At 43.0% G+C, this 25,415-nt stretch carries 19 protein-coding genes, 1 tRNA gene and 2 pseudogenes; 7 read left to right on the top strand and 15 right to left on the bottom strand.

All coding sequences use genetic code 11. The features are described 5' to 3' along the window. Window positions 1-112: 112 nt before the first annotated feature. The 3 genes from dacB to JQX68_RS10240 all read right to left on the bottom strand — a co-directional run bounded on the left by dacB (window position 113) and on the right by JQX68_RS10240 (window position 4,123). Window positions 113-1,588 (bottom strand): D-alanyl-D-alanine carboxypeptidase/D-alanyl-D-alanine endopeptidase, encoded by a 1,476-nt coding sequence (dacB, locus tag JQX68_RS10230; RefSeq protein WP_147771965.1) that lies wholly within the window; start codon window positions 1,586-1,588, stop codon window positions 113-115. Between the two features lie 33 nt (window positions 1,589-1,621). Further along, the gene (galM, locus tag JQX68_RS10235; protein WP_147771966.1) at window positions 1,622-2,599 is read right to left on the bottom strand and encodes an aldose 1-epimerase; all 978 of its coding nucleotides are present in this window, start codon (window positions 2,597-2,599) and stop codon (window positions 1,622-1,624) included. A 132-nt stretch (window positions 2,600-2,731) separates the two neighbouring features. Then, window positions 2,732-4,123, bottom strand: a complete 1,392-nt coding sequence (locus JQX68_RS10240; protein WP_014664169.1) for an MATE family efflux transporter — start codon at window positions 4,121-4,123, stop codon at window positions 2,732-2,734. A 284-nt stretch (window positions 4,124-4,407) separates the two neighbouring features. Between JQX68_RS10240 and iseA the strand changes: the two genes are divergently transcribed. Continuing rightward, window positions 4,408-4,953: a DL-endopeptidase inhibitor IseA gene (gene iseA, locus JQX68_RS10245; RefSeq protein WP_014664171.1), complete on the top strand. Its 546-nt coding sequence runs from the start codon at window positions 4,408-4,410 to the stop codon at window positions 4,951-4,953. 90 nt (window positions 4,954-5,043) lie between these two features. Here the strand turns inward: iseA and JQX68_RS10250 are convergent. The 3 genes from JQX68_RS10250 to JQX68_RS10260 form a co-directional block, all read right to left on the bottom strand. Further along, window positions 5,044-5,116: transfer RNA gene (locus tag JQX68_RS10250), tRNA-Arg, on the bottom strand. A 52-nt stretch (window positions 5,117-5,168) separates the two neighbouring features. Continuing rightward, on the bottom strand, window positions 5,169-5,714 hold the full coding sequence (locus JQX68_RS10255) for a site-specific integrase (protein ID WP_147771967.1): 546 nt from the start codon (window positions 5,712-5,714) through the stop codon (window positions 5,169-5,171). A 316-nt stretch (window positions 5,715-6,030) separates the two neighbouring features. Next, window positions 6,031-6,261, bottom strand: coding sequence for an excisionase family DNA-binding protein (locus JQX68_RS10260; protein ID WP_003231472.1), 231 nt, complete (start codon window positions 6,259-6,261; stop codon window positions 6,031-6,033). Window positions 6,262-6,445: 184 nt separating this feature from the next. Between JQX68_RS10260 and ggt the strand changes: the two genes are divergently transcribed. After that, complete coding sequence (gene ggt, locus JQX68_RS10265; protein WP_205440284.1) at window positions 6,446-8,209, top strand: gamma-glutamyltransferase; 1,764 nt, start codon at window positions 6,446-6,448, stop codon at window positions 8,207-8,209. 126 nt (window positions 8,210-8,335) lie between these two features. Here ggt and yofA read toward each other — a convergent pair whose 3' ends face one another. Then, window positions 8,336-9,193: a LysR family transcriptional regulator YofA gene (gene yofA / locus JQX68_RS10270; RefSeq protein WP_205440285.1), complete on the bottom strand. Its 858-nt coding sequence runs from the start codon at window positions 9,191-9,193 to the stop codon at window positions 8,336-8,338. A 128-nt stretch (window positions 9,194-9,321) separates the two neighbouring features. Between yofA and JQX68_RS10275 the strand changes: the two genes are divergently transcribed. Then, window positions 9,322-10,311: a zinc-binding dehydrogenase gene (locus JQX68_RS10275; protein WP_069149676.1), complete on the top strand. Its 990-nt coding sequence runs from the start codon at window positions 9,322-9,324 to the stop codon at window positions 10,309-10,311. Window positions 10,312-10,370: 59 nt separating this feature from the next. On the opposite strand, the gene gltD is transcribed toward JQX68_RS10275, so the two are convergent. Further along, a complete protein-coding gene (gene gltD, locus JQX68_RS10280) occupies window positions 10,371-11,852 on the bottom strand; it encodes a glutamate synthase small subunit (RefSeq protein WP_069149677.1) in 1,482 nt (493 codons plus the stop codon). Between the two features lie 16 nt (window positions 11,853-11,868). Further along, window positions 11,869-16,428, bottom strand: a complete 4,560-nt coding sequence (gene gltB, locus JQX68_RS10285; protein ID WP_205440286.1) for a glutamate synthase large subunit — start codon at window positions 16,426-16,428, stop codon at window positions 11,869-11,871. Between the two features lie 146 nt (window positions 16,429-16,574). On the opposite strand from gltB, the gene gltC reads away from it, so the two are divergent. Next, on the top strand, window positions 16,575-17,477 hold the full coding sequence (gltC, locus tag JQX68_RS10290) for a glutamate biosynthesis transcriptional regulator GltC (protein WP_014664178.1): 903 nt from the start codon (window positions 16,575-16,577) through the stop codon (window positions 17,475-17,477). A gap of 49 nt (window positions 17,478-17,526) precedes the next feature. On the opposite strand, the gene proB is transcribed toward gltC, so the two are convergent. The 4 genes from proB to JQX68_RS10310 all read right to left on the bottom strand — a co-directional run bounded on the left by proB (window position 17,527) and on the right by JQX68_RS10310 (window position 21,054). After that, window positions 17,527-18,642, bottom strand: a complete 1,116-nt coding sequence (proB, locus tag JQX68_RS10295) for a glutamate 5-kinase (protein WP_172640265.1) — start codon at window positions 18,640-18,642, stop codon at window positions 17,527-17,529. Further along, complete coding sequence (gene proC, locus JQX68_RS10300; protein WP_010886524.1) at window positions 18,639-19,532, bottom strand: pyrroline-5-carboxylate reductase; 894 nt, start codon at window positions 19,530-19,532, stop codon at window positions 18,639-18,641. The genes proB and proC overlap by 4 nt, the downstream gene beginning before the upstream one ends. 147 nt (window positions 19,533-19,679) lie before the next feature. Continuing rightward, on the bottom strand, window positions 19,680-20,048 hold the full coding sequence (gene rtp, locus JQX68_RS10305; protein WP_003220337.1) for a replication termination protein: 369 nt from the start codon (window positions 20,046-20,048) through the stop codon (window positions 19,680-19,682). A gap of 289 nt (window positions 20,049-20,337) precedes the next feature. Then, the gene (locus tag JQX68_RS10310; protein WP_040082991.1) at window positions 20,338-21,054 is read right to left on the bottom strand and encodes a 3-ketoacyl-ACP reductase; all 717 of its coding nucleotides are present in this window, start codon (window positions 21,052-21,054) and stop codon (window positions 20,338-20,340) included. 152 nt (window positions 21,055-21,206) lie between these two features. On the opposite strand from JQX68_RS10310, the gene JQX68_RS10315 reads away from it, so the two are divergent. From JQX68_RS10315 to JQX68_RS10325, 3 genes and pseudogenes are all read left to right on the top strand, one after another. Next, window positions 21,207-21,512: a DUF948 domain-containing protein gene (locus JQX68_RS10315; protein WP_014664180.1), complete on the top strand. Its 306-nt coding sequence runs from the start codon at window positions 21,207-21,209 to the stop codon at window positions 21,510-21,512. Window positions 21,513-21,581: 69 nt separating this feature from the next. Then, window positions 21,582-22,354: pseudogene (locus tag JQX68_RS10320) on the top strand (hypothetical protein). Between the two features lie 41 nt (window positions 22,355-22,395). Next, a complete protein-coding gene (locus JQX68_RS10325) occupies window positions 22,396-22,929 on the top strand; it encodes a GNAT family N-acetyltransferase (protein ID WP_147771971.1) in 534 nt (177 codons plus the stop codon). A gap of 156 nt (window positions 22,930-23,085) precedes the next feature. On the opposite strand, the gene JQX68_RS10330 is transcribed toward JQX68_RS10325, so the two are convergent. Then, window positions 23,086-24,591, bottom strand: coding sequence for an arylsulfotransferase family protein (locus JQX68_RS10330; RefSeq protein ID WP_147772430.1), 1,506 nt, complete (start codon window positions 24,589-24,591; stop codon window positions 23,086-23,088). Then, a pseudogene (locus JQX68_RS10335) lies at window positions 24,580-25,407 on the bottom strand (lipase family protein); the annotation flags it as partial. The gene JQX68_RS10330 and the pseudogene JQX68_RS10335, both read right to left, overlap by 12 nt. Between the last annotated feature and the right edge of the window lie 8 nt (window positions 25,408-25,415).

A 25,415-nucleotide genomic window follows, 5' to 3' on the forward strand; every position in this document is an offset into this window, starting at 1 on the left:
CTATTTTTTGATCAAACTAATTTGCTTTTGTGATAATTCTTCTAAGGTTCGACAGGGCGTTGTTACAGACATAAAAAAACCTGTTTTCTCTTGGAAAACAGGCCTGATACCATTATTGATTTGCTAAAACGACAGCAATTTGATCCTCAATATCTTTTCCATCCTCTTCATCAATCAATCCGTTTAGCAGAATAGAGAAAACAAGCTTTTTTCCGCTCTTTGTTTCTGCGTAACCAGATAGAGAGCTGACCGTACTTAGCGATCCGGTTTTTGCTCTTACTTTTCCTTGTGCAGGAGTATCTTTCATGCGGTTTCTCAGCGTTCCGCCTACCATTCTGTCAGGATTGCCTGCAACAGGTAAAGAATTTAGATAAGCCGAGAACCAACTCTGATCTTGAATGTCGTATAACAGCTGTGAGAGTTGATCTGAGGATACAGCATCAATATGTGAGATTCCTGATCCATCCCTTAAGATGAGTGATTTGGAATCAACACCAAATTCCGGAAGCGTACTGTTTAACACTTCGAGCCCCTTCTCCCAGCTTCCCTCTCCTTTTTTCACTTTCCCCATCTCTTTTACGAGTACTTCGGCATGTCCGTTATTACTTAATTTCATGAACGGCACAAAGAGTTTCGATAAAGGCATTGAGCGATGAGCGAGCAGCACGTCTGAAGAACCAGGTGCTGCACCCGTTTTGACGTCCCCTTTCACAGTAATCCCTTGTTTTTTAAGTGCCTGCTTAAATAAATCTAAGGCATATCCGGCAGGCTCCCAGACAGAAATCCATTCCTTTGTCTTGTTTGCGTCAACCGGCACGCTCCCTTCAATTGTAATCGTGTTTGTTCCATGCTCTCTTTCGATCGTGAGGTCTTTCTTTGAGCCGGCCTCTGTCGTTTCGGCATCATTCTTAATCGTTATATAATCGGTTTTCGGAGAGACAGAAACAGCAGGCTTTTCTCCTTCTTTTTTATTTGGTGTGACCTCAACAATCACAGTGCCTGCATCATAGTCTTCATTCGGAGACGCTGTTAGAGCGGAGATTGGCGCACCGTAATATGTGTATTCATCGCTCCAAGGCATATCAGGTGATAATCGCATGTCATCATACCACGTATCATCACCGATCAGATTGCCTTTAATTACTTTTACGCCGGATTCTTTTAATTTCTCAGCCATTTTGTCAAAATCAGATGGTAAAAGTGTCGGATCTCCTTTCCCTTTCAAATAAAGGTTACCATTCAGCCTTTTCCCTTTCAGTACGCCGTCCGTCCGGACCTCGGTTGTAAAAGAATAGTTCTCGCCAAGGACAGAAAGTGCCGCGGCCGCTGTCAAAAGCTTTAGAGAAGAGGCGGGCCTCATTCGGGTGTCTCCTGAATGTTCATATAGAACAGCACCTGTTTCCGCGGAGCGAACGGTGATGCCGGCCATTGCGCCTTCGAGTGCAGGATGATCAGCTAAAATCTTATCAATCTGCCCGGAAAGTGCACCTTGTTTTTCAGCGGCAAGCGCAGCCTGATGCATATAAGGAACCGAAGCAACGACGAAAAGCAGTAAAACAGCAACATAAACCTTTATGCTTTTTTTCATTCATTTCCCCGCCTCTCTGCGCTTCATCATTGGCTATTGATGATTCAGTTCAATGGTGATACTGCTTTTGGCTGTCGTTTCTTCTCCCGGATCCAGCACTTGTAAACCCGTGAGTGATGAAGGTAAATCAAGGTTCACGGCGTTTGTTACCCATGTGTAAGGTTCAGGGCACAAATACCCTTGTTTTCCGTCCGCATTGTATACAACCCATTGTTTAAACTGTGCATCTGCCTTATAAATAATGCTTATATGTGCATGCTGATGATAAATGACTGCCTGATTTTCTCCGCCTCTCTTCTGATAAGAAGATAAAAAGACATCATCCAGCTGCTTGTGGCGCAAATCTATTCCTTCATGCAAAGCTTCTTTATACGGTACATCCATCAGTTTCCCGGTCGGCAGCAAGCGTTCATCCAATTCCCATTGCTGATCTGCTGTCAGGGAGAATAACGAGCTTTCTGCCGGAAATACAAATGTAGTATGATAACCAATTCCCCAAGGAAACGCTTCCTTTCCTTTGTTCATGACCGTCGCATGTTTAAATAGGGTATTCCCCTTGATCGTGTATGTCATCCGAACGACGGCATGATGAGGAAATTGCTTATGCACATGTGGGAGCTCAGAAAGATCAATTTCTGTTTCAACAATCACTTCTTCATCAGTTTGCTTCGTGGTCACGACATTCCACTTTTCATGGTAAAGAAACCCGTGAAGATGGTTGTGTTTATCCTTCTCGTTGATATCAAAATGATACGTTCTGTCCCGGAAACTGAATGTACCGTCACTTATGCGGTTAGGCGGAAACAGGATTGGAATGCCATACAATGTTGGTGTATCGTGAAAACTTTCTGCTGTTTCCGGTTCACGCAAAAGCTGGACTTTTGTTGTTTTGTCCACGAGTGAAATGACGTTGCTCCCCCACTCGGGGACAACAATCATTTCTAGAAGTTCGTTGCCCGCTTTGATGGCTGGCGTTCCCAAATACGTGATGTTTTCAATAAAGTTTGCCATGTATACTCAACCTCTCCTTGATTCATTGCTAGTATAAGAATTCAATGTACTGTGCCATATTTCCTCCATTTTATGTTTCCCCTATCAAATAAAAAACACCGTTCAAACTCATGAACGGTGTGATTCGGGAGACTATTGGATGAGACGTGTGATCTGTTTCTTTTTCCACACGAATTGATAATACCCATAAATCAACAGCAGGCTGACGGCAAATGCAGCCGGATAGCCAACCCAGACGCCGAGTATTTCAAGCTTTGTGTAGTGAGAAAGGACGAAGGCGACAGGCACCTCAACTCCCCAGATCGAAAATATACTGATAACGGTCGGCCATAAAACCGTTCCGCTTGCCCGCATCGTTGCGGAAATAATTTGGGCATTTCCAAACAGCAAATAGCTCCACAATGTAATCATCAATAGACGGTGCGCAATGTAAAGCGTCTCTTGCTCGGTTAAAAATAACGCTAAAATCTGATGTGAAAAAACATAGATCAAAATGATCAGTACGCCGCCAATGATATAATTCAGCCAAATCCCCACGCGAATGACCTGCTTTAAGCGGTCAAATTCGTTCGCGCCAATCGATTGCGCAGCGAAAATAGAAACCGCGATACCAAGGCTGACGGCCGGCATTTGTACATAGCTGGCCACCTGGTTGACCACTCCGTATGCAGCTGTTGCATTAGAGCCGTAATGATTGACGAATGAAATAACCGCTATCTCTGATAATGAGACAAGAATCATATTGATGCTTGCTGGAATCCCAAGACGCAGCAGGAGAGCCAGCAGCTCCTTATCCATTTTCAAATAACGCCGCACTGTTTTATCAAATTGCAGCGGGTGTTTTCGTTTTCGTAAATACACCATTAACACAAGAAAAGTCGCAATCGTGGAAATGACAGTTGCATATGCCGAGCCGTATATGCCCAGTTTCGGAAGACCAAACATGCCAAGGATTAAGACAGGCAAAAGGGAGATGTTGATAACCGTACTCACAATCAGTGTATAAAACGGTGTCTTGGAATCTCCTGTTCCCCGCAAAAAGGTAGTATATGCAAAATATAAAAACATAAACGGCATAGCGTAAAATAAAATACGTGCATAGTTAGCGCTGACATGAATGACATTTTCAGGCGTGCCCATTAAACGAAGGATATCCAGGGTGAATATACTGCCGATGACGGCTAACACAACGCCTAATAAAAATGTAAACGTGAGCGTCGTCCCGACAACAGCCTTTAGCCGTTCTTCATTTTTCGCCCCATAGGCTTGTCCGATCAGAATCGAGCTTCCTGAACCAATCCCAATCGTAAATGAGATTAAAAGAAAAAATAACGGGAAAAAGGATGATACAGCTGCCACTGCGTCAACACCGAGCCATCTGCCTACAGCCATCATCCCGACAAGCTGGCCGACTGATTGCAGCACATTGCTCAGCAGAAGAGGCACCAAAAAGAGTGACATAGACCGCCAGACTGATGGTTTGCTTTTCTCTTGAGTTACATGAGGTTCTTGTGATGTTTCCATATTGAAGGACTCCTTTATTTGAATTCGTTTTGAACATGCCCTCATTTTTTGACAAAAACAGGAGATGCAACATGTTATTATTCATCACTGTATATATGAAACCCTTCCCGATTCTTCTCATTTTACACATCTTTTTAGCTTATGAAGAATAAACTAGCAAGTAATGGCGTATTTTTTGCGAGTAAAAGAATAAAAAATAATTTATGCAAAACTATTGTAATCTGTACGTAATTATTGTAACATTTGTAACATAAGAGAAAGAGATTTTGAAGGAGAGAGCGATAATGAAAAAATGTCTTCTATTTCTAACAACCATTGCACTTATTCTGTCATTAAGCACAAATGCATTTGCGAAAAATACATCAGGCGATTTATCACAAAAACAAGCACTGCAGCTGGCGTTATCCGCAAGAGAACATTTTTGGAACACAATGAGCGGCCACAATCCAAAGGTGAAAAAAGCAGTTTGCCCGTCCGGCACATTTGAGTATCAAAATCTTCAATATGTATACATGTGCAGTGATCTAGGCACTAAAGCAAAAGCGGTGAATTACCTAACTCCTATTTTTACAAAAACAGCAATCGAAAAAGGCTTTAAAGATTATCATTTCACTGTTTCAAAAGGAAAACTCGCTGTTCCGATCGGTGACGGAGACAACCTTTTAAATTGGAAAAAATCAACCGCTAAACTGATCTCTAAAAAAGGCAGCACAATCACTTACGAATTTACCGTTCCTACTTTAGACGGATCCCCTTCTGCAAAACGGAAAGTGACATATGTGAAAGAAAATAAAAAGTGGAAAGTTAATCAATTTGACGCAGTTATATAAGAAAAACGCCCTGCATAAGCGGGCGTTTTTTACTTGTGAAAAAAGAAAGACAACAGGCGAAAAGTGCCTGTTGTCTTTCTGTGAAAATAACGCTCTAGGAGAGATTCGAACTCCCGACCTGCAGTTTAGGAAACTGCTGCACTATCCGCTGTGCTACTAGAGCTTTTGGTATTTATATAGTAGCTCTGATAATCAATATTTTCAAGCGATTTGTATTAAAGCCCTCCAAAAACCTTATACGCGGCTCTTGTCGTATCTTCATCAATACCGATATACCGCATTGTAATTGAGGGTGATGAATGATTCAATATTCTCTGCAGCTCGGCGATGTCTTTTGTCCGCTGATAAAAATGATAGCCAAACGTTTTCCGGAGTGTATGTGTCCCTATCTCCTCAAGTCCGCACGCCGCAGCGGCCTCTCTTAAAATTCTGTAGGCCTGAATGCGGGAAATCGGCTTTCTGGTCCGCACAGATTTAAAAAGATAGTCGTTTTCCTTCATATCTTTCGTATACTCGTAAATTTCCTGTTTCAGTGACTCTAAAATAAGAATCTTTCTTTTCTTTTTCGTTTTGCTTTCAGTCGCCCATAAATGATCTTTATGTTTAACGTCCTTCACTTGCAGCGGCAGAATATCAGAAATGCGGAGCGCGCTGTTGATGCCGAAAATAAACAGAAAATAATCCCGCTTGTTTTTGTTAAGCAAATACTGTTTGACTTCTTGGATTTTCTCTAGACTGCGAATCGGCTGTACAATATGCATCAAAAAACTCCTTAAAAACCGTTATGTAACGTTTTGAGGCTTATGTTACTATTATAGCTGAAAAACCTTGAATGTCAAAGCGTGACGGTATTTATGTAACATAATATACATAGTGTTACATAAGCGTGTGAGTAAGTTTATATAAACCCCCTTCCTTTTTAATGGCCTTTAGATCCTCTTATAAAGCTTTTAATCTCTCAGATACTTATCCCCCTAGTTATGATCAAAAAGCCTCTTAAAACGAAATCTGACGTTCCTGATTTTTCAGCGTTTCTGCAAAAAACATACAAAAAAAGACACAATTTCAAATTGTGTCCTAATCTTCATCCTTTACATCAATATCTTCCGGGATTGGTTCATTTAATATTTCCTGCACAAGTGCTTTGTAATTCTCCAGCTGTTCGAGATGCGTTTTGAACTGCTCCTTATAAATCAAAAATTGCTCCCCGTCATGAACGGCCCTGATTTTTCCTTCGAGCACCAAGCTTTTAATATAATCCTCTGAAAGATTTGTATATTCTGCTGTTTCTTCAATCGTTAAATACATATAGCAGTCCCTTCTTCATCCGTATGCTGATTCTAATATAGCACATGGCTCATATCAATATAATCAATTTTGCACAGAAAAACGGCTTTATGTACTATATAATATACCATTTGTCACTTGTGAAAACGCTGTAATTTTTTTACGCTAAGATTGTAACAATACAGCTTCATATAGGAGGGAGAACATGAAAAGAACGTGGAACGTCTGTTTAACAGCTCTGCTTAGTGTTCTGTTAGTCGCTGGAAGTGTCCCTTTTCACGCGGAAGCTAAAAAACCGCCCAAAAGCTACGATGAGTACAAACAAGTAGATGTCGGAAAAGACGGCATGGTTGCGACCGCACATCCTCTCGCTTCTGAAATCGGTGCTGATGTGCTGAAAAAAGGAGGAAATGCCATTGATGCAGCGGTCGCTATTCAATTCGCACTCAATGTAACGGAGCCGATGATGTCAGGCGTTGGCGGCGGCGGTTTTATGATGGTGTATGACGGAAAAACGAAGGATACAACGATAATCGACAGCCGTGAGCGTGCACCAGCAGGCGCAACCCCTGACATGTTTTTGGATGAAAACGGCAAAGCCATTCCTTTCTCTGAACGTGTGACAAAAGGTACTGCCGTTGGTGTTCCAGGCACGCTGAAAGGGCTGGAAGAAGCCTTGGATAAATGGGGAACCCGTTCAATGAAGCAATTAATTACCCCTTCTATTAAACTCGCTGACAAAGGCTTCCCGATTGATTCAGTGTTGGCAGATGCCATTTCTAATTACCAGGAAAAACTGTCACAGACAGCCGCAAAAGATGTATTTTTGCCAAATGGCGAGCCGCTGAAAGAAGGCGATACCCTTATTCAAAAAGATTTGGCCAAAACGTTTAAACTTATTCGCTCCAAAGGCACTGACGCTTTTTATAAAGGAAAATTCGCCAAGGCGCTTTCTGACACTGTCCAGGATTTTGGCGGATCAATGACGAAAGAAGATTTAGAAAATTACGACATTACGATTGATGAACCGATTTGGGGAGACTATCAAGGCTATCAAATCGCCACTACTCCTCCTCCAAGCTCCGGTGGTATTTTCTTATTGCAAATGCTGAAAATACTTGATGACTTTAACCTTTCACAATACGATGTCCGCTCATGGGAGAAATATCAGCTGCTTGCCGAAACGATGCATTTGTCTTATGCCGACCGTGCGTCATACGCTGGTGATCCCGAATTTGTAAATGTTCCTCTCAAAGGCCTGCTTCACCCCGATTATATTAAAGAACGCCAGCAATTAATCAACCTAGATCAAGTGAATAAAAAACCGAAAGCCGGTGATCCTTGGAAATACCAAGAAGGATCAGCAAACTATAAACAAGTCGAACAGCCGAAAGATAAAGTAGAAGGCCAAACAACCCACTTTACAGTTGCTGATCGATGGGGAAATGTTGTTTCCTATACAACAACAATCGAACAGCTATTCGGAACGGGTATTATGGTCCCTGATTACGGTGTTATTTTAAACAATGAATTAACGGATTTTGATGCGATACCAGGCGGAGCTAATGAAGTACAGCCAAACAAACGGCCTTTAAGCAGCATGACCCCGACGATTTTATTTAAGGATGACAAGCCTGTCCTCACTGTTGGATCTCCTGGCGGGGCCACAATTATTTCATCCGTTTTGCAAACCATTCTCTACCATATAGAATATGGTATGGAATTAAAAGCGGCTGTTGAAGAGCCAAGAATTTACACAAACAGCATGAGCTCTTACCGTTACGAAGACGGAGTTCCTAAAGATGTCCTCAGCAAGCTGAACGGCATGGGCCACAAATTTGGCACAAGTCCGGTGGATATCGGAAACGTGCAAAGCATATCGATCGACCATGAAAACGGCACCTTTAAAGGCGTAGCTGATTCAAGCAGAAACGGCGCAGCGATCGGCATTAATTTAAAACGCAAATAAAAAGAAAAAACTGTACTCGCTTCAAATGAGTACAGTTTTTTTATGCCCATCTTTAAAATAAAAACTGATAAACGGTTTTATTCTGCCAATGCAGTGTATCAGACCAGAAATCTAACACGTCTATCTTCATCTTTTCATTTCGTGTATCTCATCAAGAAATGTCTGGAACGCACTCGTAATAAAAAAGTCTTTCCTGTATATAAATACGATCTCTACGTCTTGATATGCTGCTGGCAGCTGATGAATCCATACATTCGTTCGATGCTCGGAGCAATCAATAGCGGACCTTGGGAGAAGCGCCGTACCCATCCCGGCGGAAACTCCTTTTATAATCGCCTCCAATGTGCCAAACTCTATGATTTTTTGGTTGGGTATGCCTGCTTCCTCCAGTAATCTTTTGACCCTGTCACGATGAGAACAGCCTGCTCCAAAAAAGAGCATCGGCTGTTGGAGCATATCCTTGGCCGTCCCTTCTCGTGATGAAATCAAAACTAATTCATCATGGGAAACATGGATTTGTCTGACAGCAGTGTGTTCAACCGGTCCATATACAAAAGCGCCATCAGCTTTATGATCAAGAACCTGTTGAATCAGATGATGCGTATCAGCTGTGTTCACCGATAAATCCACATCAGGAAAACGTCTGAGGAAGGAGGCGGCATGTTCGGGCAGATGCGTTACCGCCGTCGTTTCTAGTGAGCCGATCCGCAACGGCCCTTTCGGATGCCGGCTCATCTGTGTCGATTTTTCAGCTTCGTCTAACAGCAATAATACTTGATCAGCATATTGCAAAAGATTTTCTCCCGCAGCAGTCAGCTTCATCCCGCGATTCGTTCGATGAAAAAGCCTGATATTCAAATCTTCCTCAAGGTTATGTATTCTGGCTGTCACATTCGATTGAACATAATTCAGCATTTGCGCTGCTTTCGTTATGCTTCCTTCACGGGCCACAGCCTGAAAAATCTTTAAATCTCCGCTTTCCACGGGCTCTCACCTACTTGCTATGATTAAAAGTGATATCGGCTATCATATTTGTTCATTTTACTCGAAGAAAACGGCTAAGTAAAATATGTAAAGATATGAAAATACAATTCAATGAGGAGGAAGACAACATGAAAGCTGTAATTCACAATGGAACAACCGGACTGCAAGGATTATTATTTCAAAACGTCCCTGCGAAAAAGCCTGGATATGGCGAGGTAAAGGTAAAATTAAAATCTGCGGGGCTGAATCATCGTGACCTGTTTCTCATGAAAAACAAATCTGAACAAGATCCTCACGTGATACTCGGTTCTGACGGCGCCGGTCTCATTGAAGAGATTGGTGAAGGCGTGAAAAATGTGACTGTTGAAACAGAAGTCATCATTTTCCCGACATTAAACTGGGAATTGACAGAGAATGTTCCACCTGTACCTGAGATTCTGGGAGGTCCTTCTGACGGAACACTTGCTGAATATGTGATCATTCCTTCACAAAATGCAATCAAAAAACCTCCTTATTTATCTTGGGAAGAAGCGGGCGTTTTACCTTTATCCGCTTTAACTGCATATCGGGCCCTGTTTACGAAGGGACAATTGAAAAAAGACGAGCATCTATTGATACCCGGCATCGGAAGCGGAGTTGCAACCTACGCTTTATTGATGGCGAAGGCGATTGGGGCAACAGTAAGCGTGACCTCCCGCAGTGAGGAGAAAAGAAAAAGGGCGCTGCAATTAGGTGCTGATTACGCATTTGACAGTTATAGCAATTGGGATGAACAGATGCAGGGAAAAAAGGCTGATGTTGTTCTTGACAGCATAGGCCCTGCCCTCTTTTCGGAATACTTCCGTCATGTAAAGCCGAATGGCCGCATTGTCAGCTTTGGGGCAAGCTCAGGAGACGATCTCAGTTTTCCGGTGCGTTCTCTATTCTTTCCGCAGATCAATGTTTTGGGAACCTCGATGGGAAGCGGTGAGGAATTTCGCGATATGCTCGCTTTCATTGAAAAACATAAGCTGAGACCTGTAATCGACCGCACATATCCTTTAGAAAAAACATGTGATGCATATAAAAGAATGCAGGAAGGCAGGCAGTTTGGAAACATTGGGGTCGTAATGGATTAAAAAAAGAAACCGGCTGGCAACCAGACCGGTGTCTTTTTTTATATGATAATCCCCTTTATTTACGGAAGAACTGAACTCCCCATCAAATACCGATCCACTTCACGCGCTACTTCACGGCCTTCATTAATCGCCCATACGATTAAGCTTTGGCCTCTTCTTGCATCCCCTGCGGCGAATACGCCATCGATATTTGTTTGATAATCCCCATATGTTGCACTGATTTTGTTGTTTACAGAATCCACACCGAACTGTTTCAACAGCGGCTGTTCTGTGCCTTCAAAGCCGATAGCGATAAAGACAAGCTGAGCAGGCCATACTTTTTCAGTTCCAGGCAGCTCGCGGAACTCGTATTTTCCATGCTCATTTTTCACTTTTTCCATTTGGATGGTATGGAGCTCCTTCAGCTGGCCATTTTTATCCGCGACCATTTTTTTCGTTTGAATGGAGTATTCCCTCGGATCTCTTCCAAATTTTGCTTCCGCTTCTTCATACGCATATTCAAGCGTAAAGACGTGCGGCTGTTCAGGCCACATATTGTCATTCGTGCGGGCTGGCGGAAGTTTTGGGTGTTTGCCGAATTGATGCACGCTTTTGGCTTTTTGTCGCAGAGCAGTAGCTACACAGTCAGCTCCTGTATCTCCGCCTCCGATAACGATGACATCTTTCCCTTTGGCGTCAATGAATTGCTTGTCTTTAAAATTAGAATCTAAATAGCTTTTCGTTGCGAGCGTTAGGTAATCCATCGCGTAATGGACTCCTTTTGAGTCGCGCCCTTCAATTAAGAGGTCCCGCTGCTTTTGAGCGCCTGTGCACAGGATCACAGCATCAAATTGCTCCTTTAACTCATCCGCTGTTATGTCAACACCGATTTCTGTGTTCGTGACAAAATCAATTCCTTCTTGCGTCAGTAATTTAATTCGGCGTTCTACAATGCCCTTCTCAAGCTTCATGTTTGGAATGCCGTATGTTAAAAGGCCGCCCGCTCTGTCTGCTCGTTCAAAAACAGTGACGGAATGTCCCGCTTGGTTCAGCTGGTCAGCACTCGCCAGTCCGGCTGGGCCTGACCCGACAATGGCCACTTTTTTGCCTGTTCGTTTTTTAGGAATTCTGGGTTGAATCCAGCCGTTCTCAAATCCTTTGTCGATAATGGTTCGCTCGATATTTTTAATTGAAACGGCCGGGTCTGAAATCGCTAAAGTGCATGACCCTTCACAAGGGGCAGGACATACCCGCCCTGTGAATTCAGGAAAGTTGTTTGTTTTCAACAGACGTTCCAATGCTTCTTTCCATCTGCCCCGGTAGACAAGATCATTCCATTCAGGAATTAAGTTGTAAATCGGACAGCCGGATGTAAATCCGTTAATGTCCGCACCGATCTGGCAAAACGGTGTACCGCAATCCATACACCGCGCCCCCTGGCGTTTCGATGCTTCTTCTGAAAAAGGAGCAGAATATTCTTTCCAATCCTTTAAGCGAGTGAGAGGGTCCCGCTCAGCAGGTTTTTCTCGTTTGATCTCCATAAATCCAGTTGGTTTCCCCATGTTCCTCTCCCCTTCCTTACTGTACTACCGCTTGTTTTTGTCCAGCTGCTGTATTCTGCTTTGGCTTCGTGTTGGCCTCAAAAGCGAACATGATGGCTTCTTCTTCTGATAAACCTGCAGCTTTTTGCTCTTCGATGCTCGCAAGCATTTGTTTATAGTTTTTCGGAATGACTTTAACGAATTTTTTCACGCTGTCTTCCCATTGAGCAAGCAGATCTTGTGCTTTTTGGCTGTTTGTATACGCAGCATGTCTTTTAAGCATTGCTTTGATTTGCTGGATTTCTTTCTCATCCTCTAATGATTCAAATAAAATCATCTCAAGGTTGCATTTGCGTTTAAAGGCTTTGGCATCTTCAGCCAATACATAAGCGATTCCGCCGGACATACCTGCCGCAAAGTTTTTGCCTACATCACCGAGAACGACAACGCTGCCGCCAGTCATGTATTCACAGCCGTGGTCGCCGATGCCTTCTACAACTACGTTCACACCGCTGTTCCGAACGGCAAAGCGTTCACCAGCACGTCCGTTAATATATGCTTCTCCGCTTGTCGCACCGTAAAAAGCAACGTTGCCGATAATGACATTGTCATCCGAAGCAGAGTTGAATTCTTCTGGTGACTTGACGATGATTTTTCCGCCAGAAAGCCCTTTTCCGACGTAATCATTTGAGTCTCCGTCCAAATAAAGTGTCATTCCTTTAGGAACGAAAGCTCCGAAGCTTTGGCCGGCTGATCCAGTAAAGTGCAGCTTGATCGTATCTTCAGGAAGCCCTTCTTCTCCGTAGCGCTTAGAGATCTCACTGCCGGTTATCGTTCCGGCTACACGGTTTGTATTATTGATTTCAATCGATATATCAGCTTCTTTTCCAGATTCGATGGCTTCTTGTACTGCCGGGAGAATCGTTGTGATATCTAGCGATTGATCAATTTTATGATTTTGCGGTGATTGGAACGTCCGTACGCCTTCAGGCTGATAAAGAAGTGTAGACAAATCTAGCTGGCTTGCTTTCCAGTGCCCCTTCGCCCGTTCACTTACATGAAGTGCATCAGTGCGGCCGATCATTTCATCAAATGTCTTGAAGCCTAACGCGGCCATGTACTCACGAACTTCTTCAGCAATGAACAGCATATAGTTCACAATATGGTCGGGATCCCCCATGAACTTTTTGCGAAGCTCTGGGTTTTGTGTTGCTACACCGACAGGGCATGTATCTAAATGGCAGGCACGCATCATGACACAGCCGAGTACAACTAACGGAGCCGTTGCGAAACCAAATTCTTCTGCACCGAGCAAGGCAGCCATCACAACGTCGCGGCCCGTCATGAGCTTTCCATCCGTTTCTAATACAACACGGTCACGAAGGCCGTTAAGCATTAATGTTTGATGTGCTTCTGCAAGACCAAGTTCCCATGGCAGCCCTGTATGTTTAATACTGGTTTTCGGAGAAGCACCTGTACCTCCATCGTAGCCGCTGATCACAATGACATCTGCAGTCGCTTTGGCCACACCTGCAGCAATTGTGCCTACGCCTGCTTTTGACACCAGCTTTACGCTGATTCTTGCGTCACGGTTGGCATTTTTCAAATCGTGGATCAGCTGGGCTAAATCCTCAATTGAATAAATGTCATGGTGAGGAGGAGGTGAGATTAAACCGACACCTGGTGTTGACCCTCGGACATCGGCAACCCATGGATATACTTTGTTTCCAGGCAGCTGACCGCCTTCACCCGGCTTAGCGCCTTGAGCCATTTTAATCTGCAGCTCATCAGCATTAACAAGGTAATGGCTTTTGACACCGAAACGTCCTGATGCAATTTGTTTGATCGCACTTCTTCTATCATCGCCGTTCACATCTGGAACAAAACGTTTTGGATCTTCTCCGCCTTCACCGCTGTTGCTTTTTCCTCCAAGACGGTTCATTGCGATGGCTAAAGCTTCGTGTGCTTCCTTACTCAAGGACCCAAATGACATCGCACCCGTTTTAAAGCGTTTGACAATCGATTCAGCGGATTCAACCTCTTCCAGCTTCAAAGGCTTGCGGTTTCCGTCAAATGCGAACAAGTTCCGCAAAAATCCGATGCGTTCTTCATCTGCCGCTTTTGTATACTGTTTAAACAGAGTGTAATCATTTCTGCGGCAAGCCCATTGCAAGGTATGAATCGTTTTCGGGTTAAACGCATGATGCTCTCCGCCATTTCTCCATTGGAAGTCACTTCCCGGTTCAAGCGTTTTGCTGTAGTCATCCTGATAAGCTTCCCGGTGACGGCGCTGCGCCTCTTCTGCAATTGTTTGTATATCGATGCCGCCGAGCTGTGATGCAGTACCTGTGAAATAGCGGTCGATCACATCACGGCTGATTCCTACCGCTTCAAAAATTTGGGCGCCTCTGTAGCTTTGTACGGTTGAAATCCCCATTTTGGACATGACTTTTACAACGCCTTCAGTAATGCTTTTTCCATATTTGCTGACCGCTTCTTCATAGCTGATATCCAAACGGCCTTCATCAATTTCCTGCTTGTAGGTCGCATAAGCGAGATAAGGGTTAATAGCATCTGCGCCATAACCGATTAATGCTGCAAAGTGATGTACTTCACGTGCTTCTCCCGACTCCACAATAATGCTGACTTTCGTACGCAGCCCTTTGCGGATTAAGTGCTGATGCAGCGCGCTTACTGCCAGAAGCGGCGGAATTGGTGTCAAGCTCTCATTCATCTTTTTGTCTGATAAAATTAACAGGCTTACGCCTTGACTGATGGCTTTCTCTGCCTGTGTGAACATGTCCTTTAATCCGCGTTCAAGATCCTCTGAAAACAGCACATCGATTTTTTGGCTTTTTAAATCAGGATGAACAATCGTTTTCAATGCGTAAAACTGTTCATTGGATAAAACAGGTGTATACAGTTTAATCCGGCGAACGTTTCGTTCACTTGGGTGAAGAAGATCGCCTTCCGCACCGAGCCATGTCATCGTTGAAGTGACAAGCTGCTCACGAATCGCGTCGATTGGCGGGTTCGTTACTTGTGCAAACAGCTGCTTAAAGTAGTTAAACAGTGATTGCGCGCGATCGGAAAGTACAGCAAGCGGCGCGTCATTCCCCATTGAACCAAGGGGGTCTTTGCCTTCTTTAATAACAGGAATGAGATATTTTTGGATATCCTCATATGTGTATCCGAATGCCTTCTGGCGAGTTAGAAGATCAGTAAATTGTTCTTCCTCTCTTGATTCCGGATCAGGATTCACTTGGACAAGCTCTTCTTCTAGCCATTTTTGGTACGGGTATTCAGTTGCAATTTGTGTTTTGACTTCTTCATCGGAGATAATCCGGCCTCTTTCCAGGTCAATTAAAAGCATTTTCCCAGGCTCAAGACGGTTTTTATATAAAACGTTCTCCTGTTCAACGTCAATAACGCCTACTTCAGATGAGAAAATAATATAATCATCTTTTGTGACATAATAACGGGCCGGACGGAGACCATTCCGGTCAAGAATTGCGCCGATTTGTTTTCCATCAGTAAATGAAATGGCTGTCGGTCCGTCCCAAGGCTCCATCAGAGAGCTATGGTACTCGTAGAACGCTCTTTTTTCCTTAGACATATGCGTATTTTCCGTCCAAGGTTCAGGAATGAGCATCATTGCTGTATGTGCCGGTTTGCGCCCAGCCATCACAAAAAACTCAAATGCGTTATCTAAAATGGAAGAGTCACTGCCGTCAGCATTGAGAATCGGCAAAATCTTATTTAAGTCCTCACCGAAGCTTTCAGATACAAATTGCTGCTCACGTGCTCTCATCCAATTGATATTTCCGCGAAGGGTGTTAATTTCACCGTTGTGAACCAAATAGCGGTTAGGATGCGCTCTTTCCCAGGTAGGGAATGTGTTGGTGCTGAAGCGTGAATGAACAAGCGCAAAAGCTGAAACGAATGCTTCATCTTGCAGATCAGAATAAAACGCATCAACCTGTTCAGGTGTTAAAAGGCCTTTGTAAACAATGGTCTGGCTTGAAAGACTGGCAAAATAAAAATCAAAACCTTCCGTTACACCCCAGTTTTCAGCCTGTTTACGAATGACATACAACTTTCGTTCAAAAGATAAATTGTCCTTTAGGTCAGAGCTTGCGCCGATAAATACCTGACGGACAAACGGACAGCTTTTTTGTGCCACTGTTCCGATTTTTCCGACATTTACAGGTACAGTTCTCCATCCAAGAACGACTTGGCCTTCTTGTTCGATCAGTGCATTGATTTGCTTTTCAATTTTTTTTCTTTCATCTTCTTTCTGTGAGAAAAAGACCATTCCTACCCCATAACGTTCTTTTTCCGGCAGATTGATGTCTTTGCACTCTTTTCTAAAGAAAGCATCAGGGATTTGAACCAGTAAGCCGGCTCCGTCTCCTGTATCCGGATCACTGCCTTGGCCTCCTCTGTGGTCCAGCTGGCAAAGCATCTTAAGTCCTTGTTTGACAATGTCATGAGTCTGCTTGCCCTTTAAGTGTGCGTATAGGCCGATTCCGCATGCATCATGTTCAAATTCAGGACGGTAGAGACCTTGAGCTTTTGGCATTTGATTGTACGTCATAATTCCTCTCCCCCGATCAATTTCCGATAATACCGGTCATAAAATCTAACAACTCTATAATCATTGTAGGTTTTCAAAACGATATAAACAATATATAATTTAGATCAAAAGAATCTCAAATTGAGATAGATGGATGTGAGACAAACATGGAGTTGCGCCAACTGCGTTATTTTATGGAGGTGGCTGAAAGAGAACACGTTTCAGAAGCTGCTGATCATTTGCATGTGGCCCAATCAGCAATCAGCAGACAAATTGCCAATCTTGAAGAGGAATTAAATGTGACCTTATTTGAGCGTGAAGGGAGAAATATCAAACTCACGCCAATTGGGAAAGAATTTTTGATTCATGTGAAGACCGCAATGAAAGCCATTGATTATGCAAAAGAACAAATTGATGAGTATCTTGACCCGCACCGCGGAACGGTAAAGATCGGCTTTCCTACGAGCCTCGCCAGCCAGCTTTTGCCGACTGTCATTTCAGCATTTAAGGAAGAATATCCGCACGTCGAATTTTTGCTGCGCCAAGGCTCCTATAAGTTTCTGATCGAAGCTGTCAGAAACCGCGATATTGATCTAGCCTTATTAGGGCCGGTGCCGACGAATTTCTCTGATATAGCGGGAAAAATTTTATTCACTGAAAAAATTTACGCGCTTGTTCCATTAAATCATCCGCTTGCTCAACAAAAAACGGTTCATTTAATCGATTTGCGCAACGATCAATTTGTATTGTTCCCGGAAGGATTTGTACTCAGAAAAATGGCAATCGATTCCTGCAAACAAGCCGGCTTTGCTCCTCTCGTTTCAACGGAGGGTGAGGATTTGGATGCTATCAAAGGATTAGTGTCCGCAGGAATGGGCGTTACCCTTCTGCCTGAAAGTACGTTTGCTGAAACAACACCTCGTTTTACTGTGAAAATTCCAATTGAGTTCCCTCAAGTGAAACGGACTGTCGGAATCATTAAACCGAAAAATAGAGAGCTTGCGCCTTCTGCGAATGATTTTTATGAGTTTGTCATTCAATTCTTCTCTAAGCTGGAGCAGTATCAATAAAAAAATGAACCCGATCTTCTGTATAGAAGCTCGGGTTTTTTGCTGCAAATTAATTAACAGGCAAAGTAAAATCCACATGGCAAACAAATGCTTCTTGATCAATTAGCGCTTTGTTGATCAGTTCTTTCTTCTTTTCTGGTTCTTGAAGCTGTACAGAAGAATAATTAACGATTCCAAGCCCGATTTCTGTTCCTTGTGAATCCATTAGCCGAACAACTGAACCGCTTTTGAATTTTCCTTTAATCTTCTGTACACCGTCCAGGTATAAGCTCGATTGCCCATTTGTTATTTTTCGTGAATAATCATCTGATAAAATCATTTCACCTTCAGGACCGGAATTAAAAGCGATCCATTGTTCCTTTCGATTCAACGGAAGCGTTCCTTTTGCTTCAAAATAGGTGCCTGCCGCCTCTTCACGAACAGCATGGTATAAAATATCGCCGGCATCTGCCTGACCAAGAAAACCTTTAATGCCAGAAGCCATTACGATTTTAAATGCATCAAGCTTAGAGCGCATGCCGCCGGTTCCGACACCGCTCCCACTGTCACCTGCGCACGCTTCGATGTCAGGTGTTATTTCACTCACTCGCTGTATCCTTTTCGCTTTTGGATTTGTGCGCGGATTGCCGTCATATAACCCGTCGATATCTGATAAAATCACAAGCATATCTGCATCAATCAATCCAGCGACTTTTGCTGCGAGCGTATCATTGTCGCCAAACTTGAGCCGATTGACTGTAACTGTATCGTTTTCGTTTATGATCGGGATGATGCCGCGCTCAAGCAGCACATTCATTGTATTCCTGACATTGTTATACCGATATTCATCAGAAAAATCGCTTCTCGTAATTAAAATTTGGGATGCGACATAGCCGTGTGCCAAAAACAATTTTGAATAAGCTTCCATCAGCAATCCCTGGCCGATTGAAGCTGATGCTTGTTTTTCTGGAAGCTTCTCGGGTCTTTGGATAAATCCGAGCTTCCGATATCCAGCCGCCACTGCGCCTGAGGAAACCAAAATCACTTCATATCCGGCGTCTTTCAGTTTGACGACCTGATCGACCAGCGCTTCTAATTTTCGAATGCTGATTTCTCCATGGAGGCTTGTTAATGAACTGCTTCCAATCTTCACAACAACTCTTTTTATGCTTGTATCAGGCGTCACTTTATCACTCCTGATAGCGGCGCTGCTGTTTTTTCAATATCTTCGCTGATTTCCTTTGAACGCTTAGCCGCATGCTTTATCGCTTGAGAAATCGCTTCTCCGCCGCCGCTCTTTTTCAAGGCTTGCAGCCCCGCCGCTGTCGTTCCGTTCGGTGACGTGATATTGTCTCTCAAGATCTCGGGATGTTCTCCTGTCTCCATGAGCATTTTTGCTGCGCCTAATAGCGTCTGTGCGCCGATGCTTCGAGATAACTGTTTATCAAGACCCGCTTCCTCACCTGTCTTTTCAATGAATTCCATTAAATAATAAAAGTACGCGGGACCGCTGCCGGCAATTCCGGTGAATATGTCCATTTGATTTTCTTGGATTGTATAGACTTCGCCCATGCATCCGAGCAATGCTTCGGCCAGTTTCTTCAGGTCTTCTGACACATACTTGCCGAGGGCAATAGCAGTTGCAGAAGCGCCGATCATACTGGAAGTATTGGGCATCACTCTGACAACCGGCTGTTCATTAAGCAATGATTGTTCAATAAAAGAGGTGGTTATGCCGGCAAGGACCGACAATATTAATTGATGGGGTTGGATACGTGATTTTAGTGATGACAGAGCGTTTTCGGCATCTTTTGGCTTCATTGCCAAAATGAGCACATCCATGTCTTCAATACATAGTTGGTTCGGCAAGGCGCCTTTGATTCCATATTGAAGTTCAAGTTCAGTTAATCGCTCTGTATTGCTGCGGTTTGTAACGCAGATGTTTTGTTTCGGGATTTTGTTGGCACGAACGATACCTGATATCATTCCTTCCGCCATAGATCCTGCTCCTATAAAGGCTACTTTCTTTTGATCAAAGATCGGTAACATCTCCTTTGTTCGCTTTTTTGTTCGCATTTTCACACGTTTTAAATGTTACCACGTGAGGAAATGATGTCAAGTTTGAAGGTCATCATTGATTTGTATTGTTTCTTTTCGACAAATATGTATAATGTAAAGCAGAAAACACCCGGTGCAGCAGTGTGTACCGGGTGTTTGTTTCTATTAAAAATTATCTGAGAGAGCTTTTTCAATCAGTTTTTTACAGCGGTCCAGCTCAACTTTCAGCTGTTTTTTATATAGTTTGGCAGCTTCGTAATCTTTAAATTGATAGAGGACGACTTCCTGAAGCTTAGCCCCTTCTTTTTTTACTTTAATTTGTTTTAGTATCCCGTCATCAAGAAGCTCATGTAAAGACCGGTATACTTCTGTATGATTTGGTTTAAAACCAATCTCTTTAAATTCAGACCGAAGTACTTCAAGCAGCTTTAATCCATAGAGTCTCTCTTGCTCTGTCATTGTTATCATATAAAGCTTCAAAAATGCACGCTGTTTCACTAAAAAGCCGGTTGAACTCCTTTTTTCTTCTTTCATGATATGCACTCCTTCTTCTGTCAATGACAACACTATGTACTAAATATTCAATTTTCTTTTATTGTTTTCCTCCTTATATTAAAGACTGATCGTCGAGTTATCTCATGGTTACTGATTATAGGTGAAGCGGAAAATAAATAAGTCGTTGAACATTTGGCACATAGTTTTCTTAGTTCTATTATAGCCTACATTCACTGCCAGCTTCAATTTAAAACGATTTTCAGATTTGCATATGTCGGTATGAATTTCACTCAAATAAAAAAACCTGTCGAAAGACAGGTTCTCATTTTTACGGATTTGTTGACCATAATCCCGCTGTTTTGATGAAAATACGAGGATCTAATTTCAATTGCGCCACCATGTATTCAGCAAGATCTTCAGGCTGCATCACTTTTTCAGGATTACCGTCTGTCAAGTTCAATTCGATAGACATATCACTAGCGACAGTGCTCGGCGTTAACGCGCTGACTCTGATATTATGTTTTCTCACTTCTTGCATAAGAGACTCTGTTAACCCGAGAACGGCAAATTTAGAAGCGCTATAAGCACTTGTTACAGCAGCTCCTCTTTGACCCGCTGTAGACGAAATATTAATGATGTCTCCGGCTTTGCGTTCGATCATTTCCGGAAGCACCGCGCGAGTCACATGATACACACCCATTAGGTTGACTTGTATTATATTTTCCCATTCATCGGCTGATAGATCTAAAAAACCGCCAAATTTGCTGATTCCGGCGTTGTTAATGAGAATATCGATATCACCAAGCTGTTCCTTCACTTGAGCTACGGCTTGGTTAACCTGCTCGGCATCTTTTACATCTGCAGCAGCAAATGCAGTTTTTACACCAAGCGCTTTGACTTCTTCTGCCACTTTTTCAACATTAGCGGCAGTCCGGCCGATTAACCCAATATTTACGCCTTCTTTCGCAAGAGCAAGAGCTGTAGCGCGGCCGATCCCTCTGCCTCCGCCTGTGATTAAAGCGGTTTTATTTTGTAAACTTTGCAATTGAAGCACCCTTTCTTTGTTTACCTATGTACGATATCACATTATAAGTAGAATATATCCAATACGCAAATCAAACGAACTGTGCAATCATCATTTCTTTGGATTAAAAAAGCGGAAACAGGGTAATGACAAAAGAAAAAAGGAGTGAACATATGGTTATTGTTTATATCAGTCTGGCAGTATTGGCTATTTCTATCATATTTTTAGGGTTTAATGTGATCCAAAACAAGAAAAAAATAGACCCCGCGCTAAAGGAGCTCACTTCTGTTACGCAGGCTATGCAAAAACAAGTCGAGGGATTAAAAACAGAAGCAGAGCTGCTGACGCAAAAACAAAAGAAGATTCAGCATGATGTCCAAATGAAAAAATACGCGTTTCAGCAGACAGCAGCTGAAGTGAAAGAAGTTCCCCAAGCAGTCAAAGAGGTGTGGCAGGCAGGACATTTTAATAGCAGATAAAGATGAATGAGATCTCGTTGTTACGATCAAAATGGACAATGAGATCTCATTTTTCGAGGAGGCTTACATATGATTATAAACCGCAGCTGCTTAAAGGAGTTCGCAGAAAAACTACATTTTCTTCCCTCTTCACTTACAAAGTCCGATTTACTTACTGATCCATTTCGTCTCCATCAAGAAAACGAACTTGGCATCTACTATTCACCTCATAATGAATTTATCAATCGGGAAGCCTCACTTGTGATTGCCGGGATCACGCCGGGTTTTTTCCAGATGAAGACAGCGTACGAAACAGCCGCCGAAAGCCTTTTGCAAGGCGGGACTCTTGAGCAAATGGCAGTAGACACAAAAATAGCAGCGGGTTTCTCCGGATCGATGAGGCATAACCTTATTACCATGCTGGATTTATGCGGGCTGCCACAGGCTTTCGGCATTCAAAGCGCCGCGCAGCTTTTTGGTGACTTACGGCATTTGCTCCATACAACTTCCGTTATTAAATATCCTGTCTTTATCCAGCAAAAAAACTATACCGGATACAAACCGGCCATCACTCGCTCTCCTATCCTAAGCACTTATGCTTTTGATCACTTCCCTGCGGAGCTCAATCATGTGGCGGGACCAGCTCTTCTGATTCCGTTAGGAAAAGCCGCCGAAACAGTATGTGAAACATTGATCAGACAACACAGACTCCAGAATTTGATTTGCCTTAGCGGCTTTCCCCACCCATCAGGCGCAAACGGTCATCGTTTAAAACAATTCGCCAAAAACAAAGAGCAACTAGAAAGACAAATTCATTCTTTTGCTTCCTCAGTTTTGAATTTTTTATAGAAAAGAGGAAATAAAAGGGATATGATAAACAGAAACAAACGTGGGGAGTGGTTGAATGTTTCCTGTATTAGAAACGGAGCGGCTTACACTTAGGCAAATGACAGATCAGGACGCGGAAGCCATTTTTGCTTGTTTCTCAAACCATGAAGTGACACGCTATTACGGACTTGAAAACATGGAATCTATAGAACAGGCCATTTCAATGATTCAAACCTTTGCCGCCCTCTATCAAGAAAAACGCGGTATAAGGTGGGGAATAGAAAGACAGGACACGAAAGAATTGATCGGAACAATCGGCTTTCACGCTCTGGCCCAAAAACATATGCGTGCAGAGATCGGCTATGAAATCACCCCGGCGCATTGGCGAAACGGCTTTGCATCAGAAGCCATTTCAGAGGCTGTCTCCTACGGGTTTACTTCCCTTGGCCTGACGCGTATTGGCGCAGTTGTATTTACCCAAAATGAAGCATCAAATCGTCTGCTTATAAAAATGGGATTTCAAAAAGAAGGTGTTTTAAGACAGTACATGTATCAAAATGGAATTCCCTATGATACAAATGTATATTCTATTTTAACATCAAGCAAATGAACGGACGACATTCTCTCAATCTGTATGCACACTCCCTTCCTCTTCTTGGTGACTGCCCAAAATAGAAGGGGCAGCCAGCCTCTGCACTGACTCCAGTATAGGACAGTAAATGCTAAATGGCCTGATAGAACACATCACAAAATATAGTGAAGAGGCTTATTCTTTTTCTTGCCCCGCATGAATGATCTGTGATGTACCAATGGTTTGGCCAGAAGAATTCAATGCTTTCACCTGAAAATATGGCCCAATCGAATGAACAAGTATATCTGTTTCAAATCCGGTTCGGGGAGCATCCGTTCCCACCTCAGACAATTTGTTAGGTGCTGGACCAGCTAACACTTTCCAGGCTACAGTTTCAGTTGAACCGTTCCATGATGCATAAACAATGGCTGCATCTTCACATAATGGATTTACAGCAATACTGGGTGGATAAAACGGCAAGCCTACCCATTTATCCTTAAACGCCCTATAAGAAAGATTTTGACCAGGAAACTGCATATCATATAACAAATTCAACGAAGGATCTTTTTTATTATTACCAGCACTCCTATATTCAGAAAGATACGGTTCCTGTCCCCATCCAACGAATTGATTTCGATTTGATAGTTTCTGAACATTTCCTTGACTTGGAACATACAGCGCTGGATCATGATAATAAGTTCGATCTGCTTTTGCAGTCATGTTATGGAAATCAAGTTGAAGGATTAAACCACGAGCCTCTCCCTCAGGCGGAGAGCTTGAAGAAGCACAACAAGCATCATCAAATAGACTTATCCGTGTTCTAGACCTAAAACGTGCATCATGTTGCCAAGAAAATGTTGCATTTGGCTCAAAAGTAAAATCGCTTTTTTTGCCACCAAGCTGCCAGACAATCTTTCCTGTTGTTTTATCAACCAAATAAATCGCCCACATGTTACGCATGCTTATTAGAAGAGTATTGTTCGGCCCTTCCTCAACTGAATTCACGTGAAAACAGTCCCAAATATTGTTAGCGCTTGTGGCGGATGACGCAGGTAACATCGAGTCATCCGGATTAACATGAGCAAGCACATCCCAGAAGAAAAGAAGCTCTCCTGTATCAAGATCTACTTCTTGAATGGAATAATTGTCAAAGTACCCATCTGCCGGACCTCCATACATTGTGAGATCCGCTGGCACTTGTTTCACAGCAGTAAACAAAGCCGTATCTTGCTTTGTAATCGTAAACTCGTGAACATCAGAGGTAAATCCTTTTTTGGCGGTGAGTTTCTTAATCACTTTATAATTCTGATTGATGATTTGAAAAAAAGCTCCAGGTTCCGGATCCCCCGCCGGGAGATTAGGATCTTCAGACTGAGTTCCAGATATTGTTCCTTGCCACATGGTAAGAACGGGTTCCCCTTTGTAGGATTGTACCCTAAAGTCCGTATTTTGTGTAAATCTACTATCAAGAGGTCTAAACCATACTGGGTTACCAGCTTGATCTATGATCAGTGCACCTGTTTGCCCAATCATAGTCGCGCCGAACACAGTATAGGGTGCAACGAATATTAAGCCGGGTGCTGCCCCTGGCTTGTTGACATTTATAGAAACCTTCATGGGATGCAGGGCAGGAGCCGAAACAAAGTTCCATTCTTGTGAGCTTGAATGATTTGCGGATGCCTTATCACCGCATCCCCCCATAAATGGCACGCATAATTCCGTATCGGGACAGAATCCCGGGTTTTCATCACATAATGATTTGGCAAAGGCAGGATTTTGTTGGCTGAGGTTTTTAAAATAACAGACAATCTCATGATTGCGAACAGGTAAACTGTTCAGCTGAAAAGAGAGCGTTACCTTCTTGTCTACATGCTGATAGAATAATCCTTGCTTTGTAAATGGAGGCGGATATGCTTGATCCGGCAAGGTGGGAATAATGTCATGGATATTGAAAATACGAATACTATTCTTTACCGTTTGGTTGAACCGGGACGCAAAGACAGGGTCAGCGACTCGAGGGCTGCCATAAGTATACACAAAAGGATTTTTAAATCGGGTATTCACCGCAATATCAAAAGCGGCTAACACGGCTAAAGCTCCTCCTAAACTATGGCCTGCGACTAATATTCTTTTTGCTGCATAAAGCTTGGTTAATTCCCCGATCAGCTCATTTCTTGTCGATTGATAAAGACATGTAAATCCACGATGGGTTTTTCCTGCATTTCTGACAAACGGATATGGTACTTGATATAAGTCTTGATCCGACTCATTGTCCTTAAATGTTCGGGTTCCTCTAAAAATTACAATGATCTGATCTTGTGACTCGGCAATAAAACCAAATACTTCAGATTCCGGATCCTCAACACCAGCAAGAGCTCGTATGGTATATCGAAGGCTATATCCTTTTGGCAAGACAAGCGGTTCCTTTTCAAAGAGTTGATATGACTGATAGATCATGGCCGATAGCAATATCGAATCCTCACGGTTAAACATATAATATAAGCTTGAGTGATTCATCCGAGCTG

Origin of the sequence: Bacillus sp. LJBS06 (genome assembly GCF_016924995.1) — a bacterium.
GTDB lineage: Bacteria > Bacillota > Bacilli > Bacillales > Bacillaceae > Bacillus > Bacillus stercoris.

Excerpts from the sequence above, each read along its gene's own strand:
- galM (WP_147771966.1), bottom strand. The coding sequence starts at position 2,599 with ATGGCAAACTTTATTGAAAACATCACGTATTTGGGAACGCCAGCCATC.
- JQX68_RS10315 (WP_014664180.1), top strand. The coding sequence starts at position 21,207 with ATGGTTATTGTTTATATCAGTCTGGCAGTATTGGCTATTTCTATCATA.
- JQX68_RS10275 (WP_069149676.1), top strand. The coding sequence starts at position 9,322 with ATGAAAGCTGTAATTCACAATGGAACAACCGGACTGCAAGGATTATTA.
- JQX68_RS10325 (WP_147771971.1), top strand. The coding sequence starts at position 22,396 with ATGTTTCCTGTATTAGAAACGGAGCGGCTTACACTTAGGCAAATGACA.
- gltD (WP_069149677.1), bottom strand. The coding sequence starts at position 11,852 with ATGGGGAAACCAACTGGATTTATGGAGATCAAACGAGAAAAACCTGCT.
- JQX68_RS10255 (WP_147771967.1), bottom strand. The coding sequence starts at position 5,714 with ATGCATATTGTACAGCCGATTCGCAGTCTAGAGAAAATCCAAGAAGTC.
- iseA (WP_014664171.1), top strand. The coding sequence starts at position 4,408 with ATGAAAAAATGTCTTCTATTTCTAACAACCATTGCACTTATTCTGTCA.
- ggt (WP_205440284.1), top strand. The coding sequence starts at position 6,446 with ATGAAAAGAACGTGGAACGTCTGTTTAACAGCTCTGCTTAGTGTTCTG.
- JQX68_RS10330 (WP_147772430.1), bottom strand. The coding sequence starts at position 24,591 with ATGGGGGGATGCGGTGATAAGGCATCCGCAAATCATTCAAGCTCACAA.
- dacB (WP_147771965.1), bottom strand. The coding sequence starts at position 1,588 with ATGAAAAAAAGCATAAAGGTTTATGTTGCTGTTTTACTGCTTTTCGTC.
- gltC (WP_014664178.1), top strand. The coding sequence starts at position 16,575 with ATGGAGTTGCGCCAACTGCGTTATTTTATGGAGGTGGCTGAAAGAGAA.
- JQX68_RS10260 (WP_003231472.1), bottom strand. The coding sequence starts at position 6,261 with ATGTATTTAACGATTGAAGAAACAGCAGAATATACAAATCTTTCAGAG.
- gltB (WP_205440286.1), bottom strand. The coding sequence starts at position 16,428 with ATGACGTACAATCAAATGCCAAAAGCTCAAGGTCTCTACCGTCCTGAA.
- rtp (WP_003220337.1), bottom strand. The coding sequence starts at position 20,048 with ATGAAAGAAGAAAAAAGGAGTTCAACCGGCTTTTTAGTGAAACAGCGT.
- proC (WP_010886524.1), bottom strand. The coding sequence starts at position 19,532 with ATGCGAACAAAAAAGCGAACAAAGGAGATGTTACCGATCTTTGATCAA.
- JQX68_RS10240 (WP_014664169.1), bottom strand. The coding sequence starts at position 4,123 with ATGGAAACATCACAAGAACCTCATGTAACTCAAGAGAAAAGCAAACCA.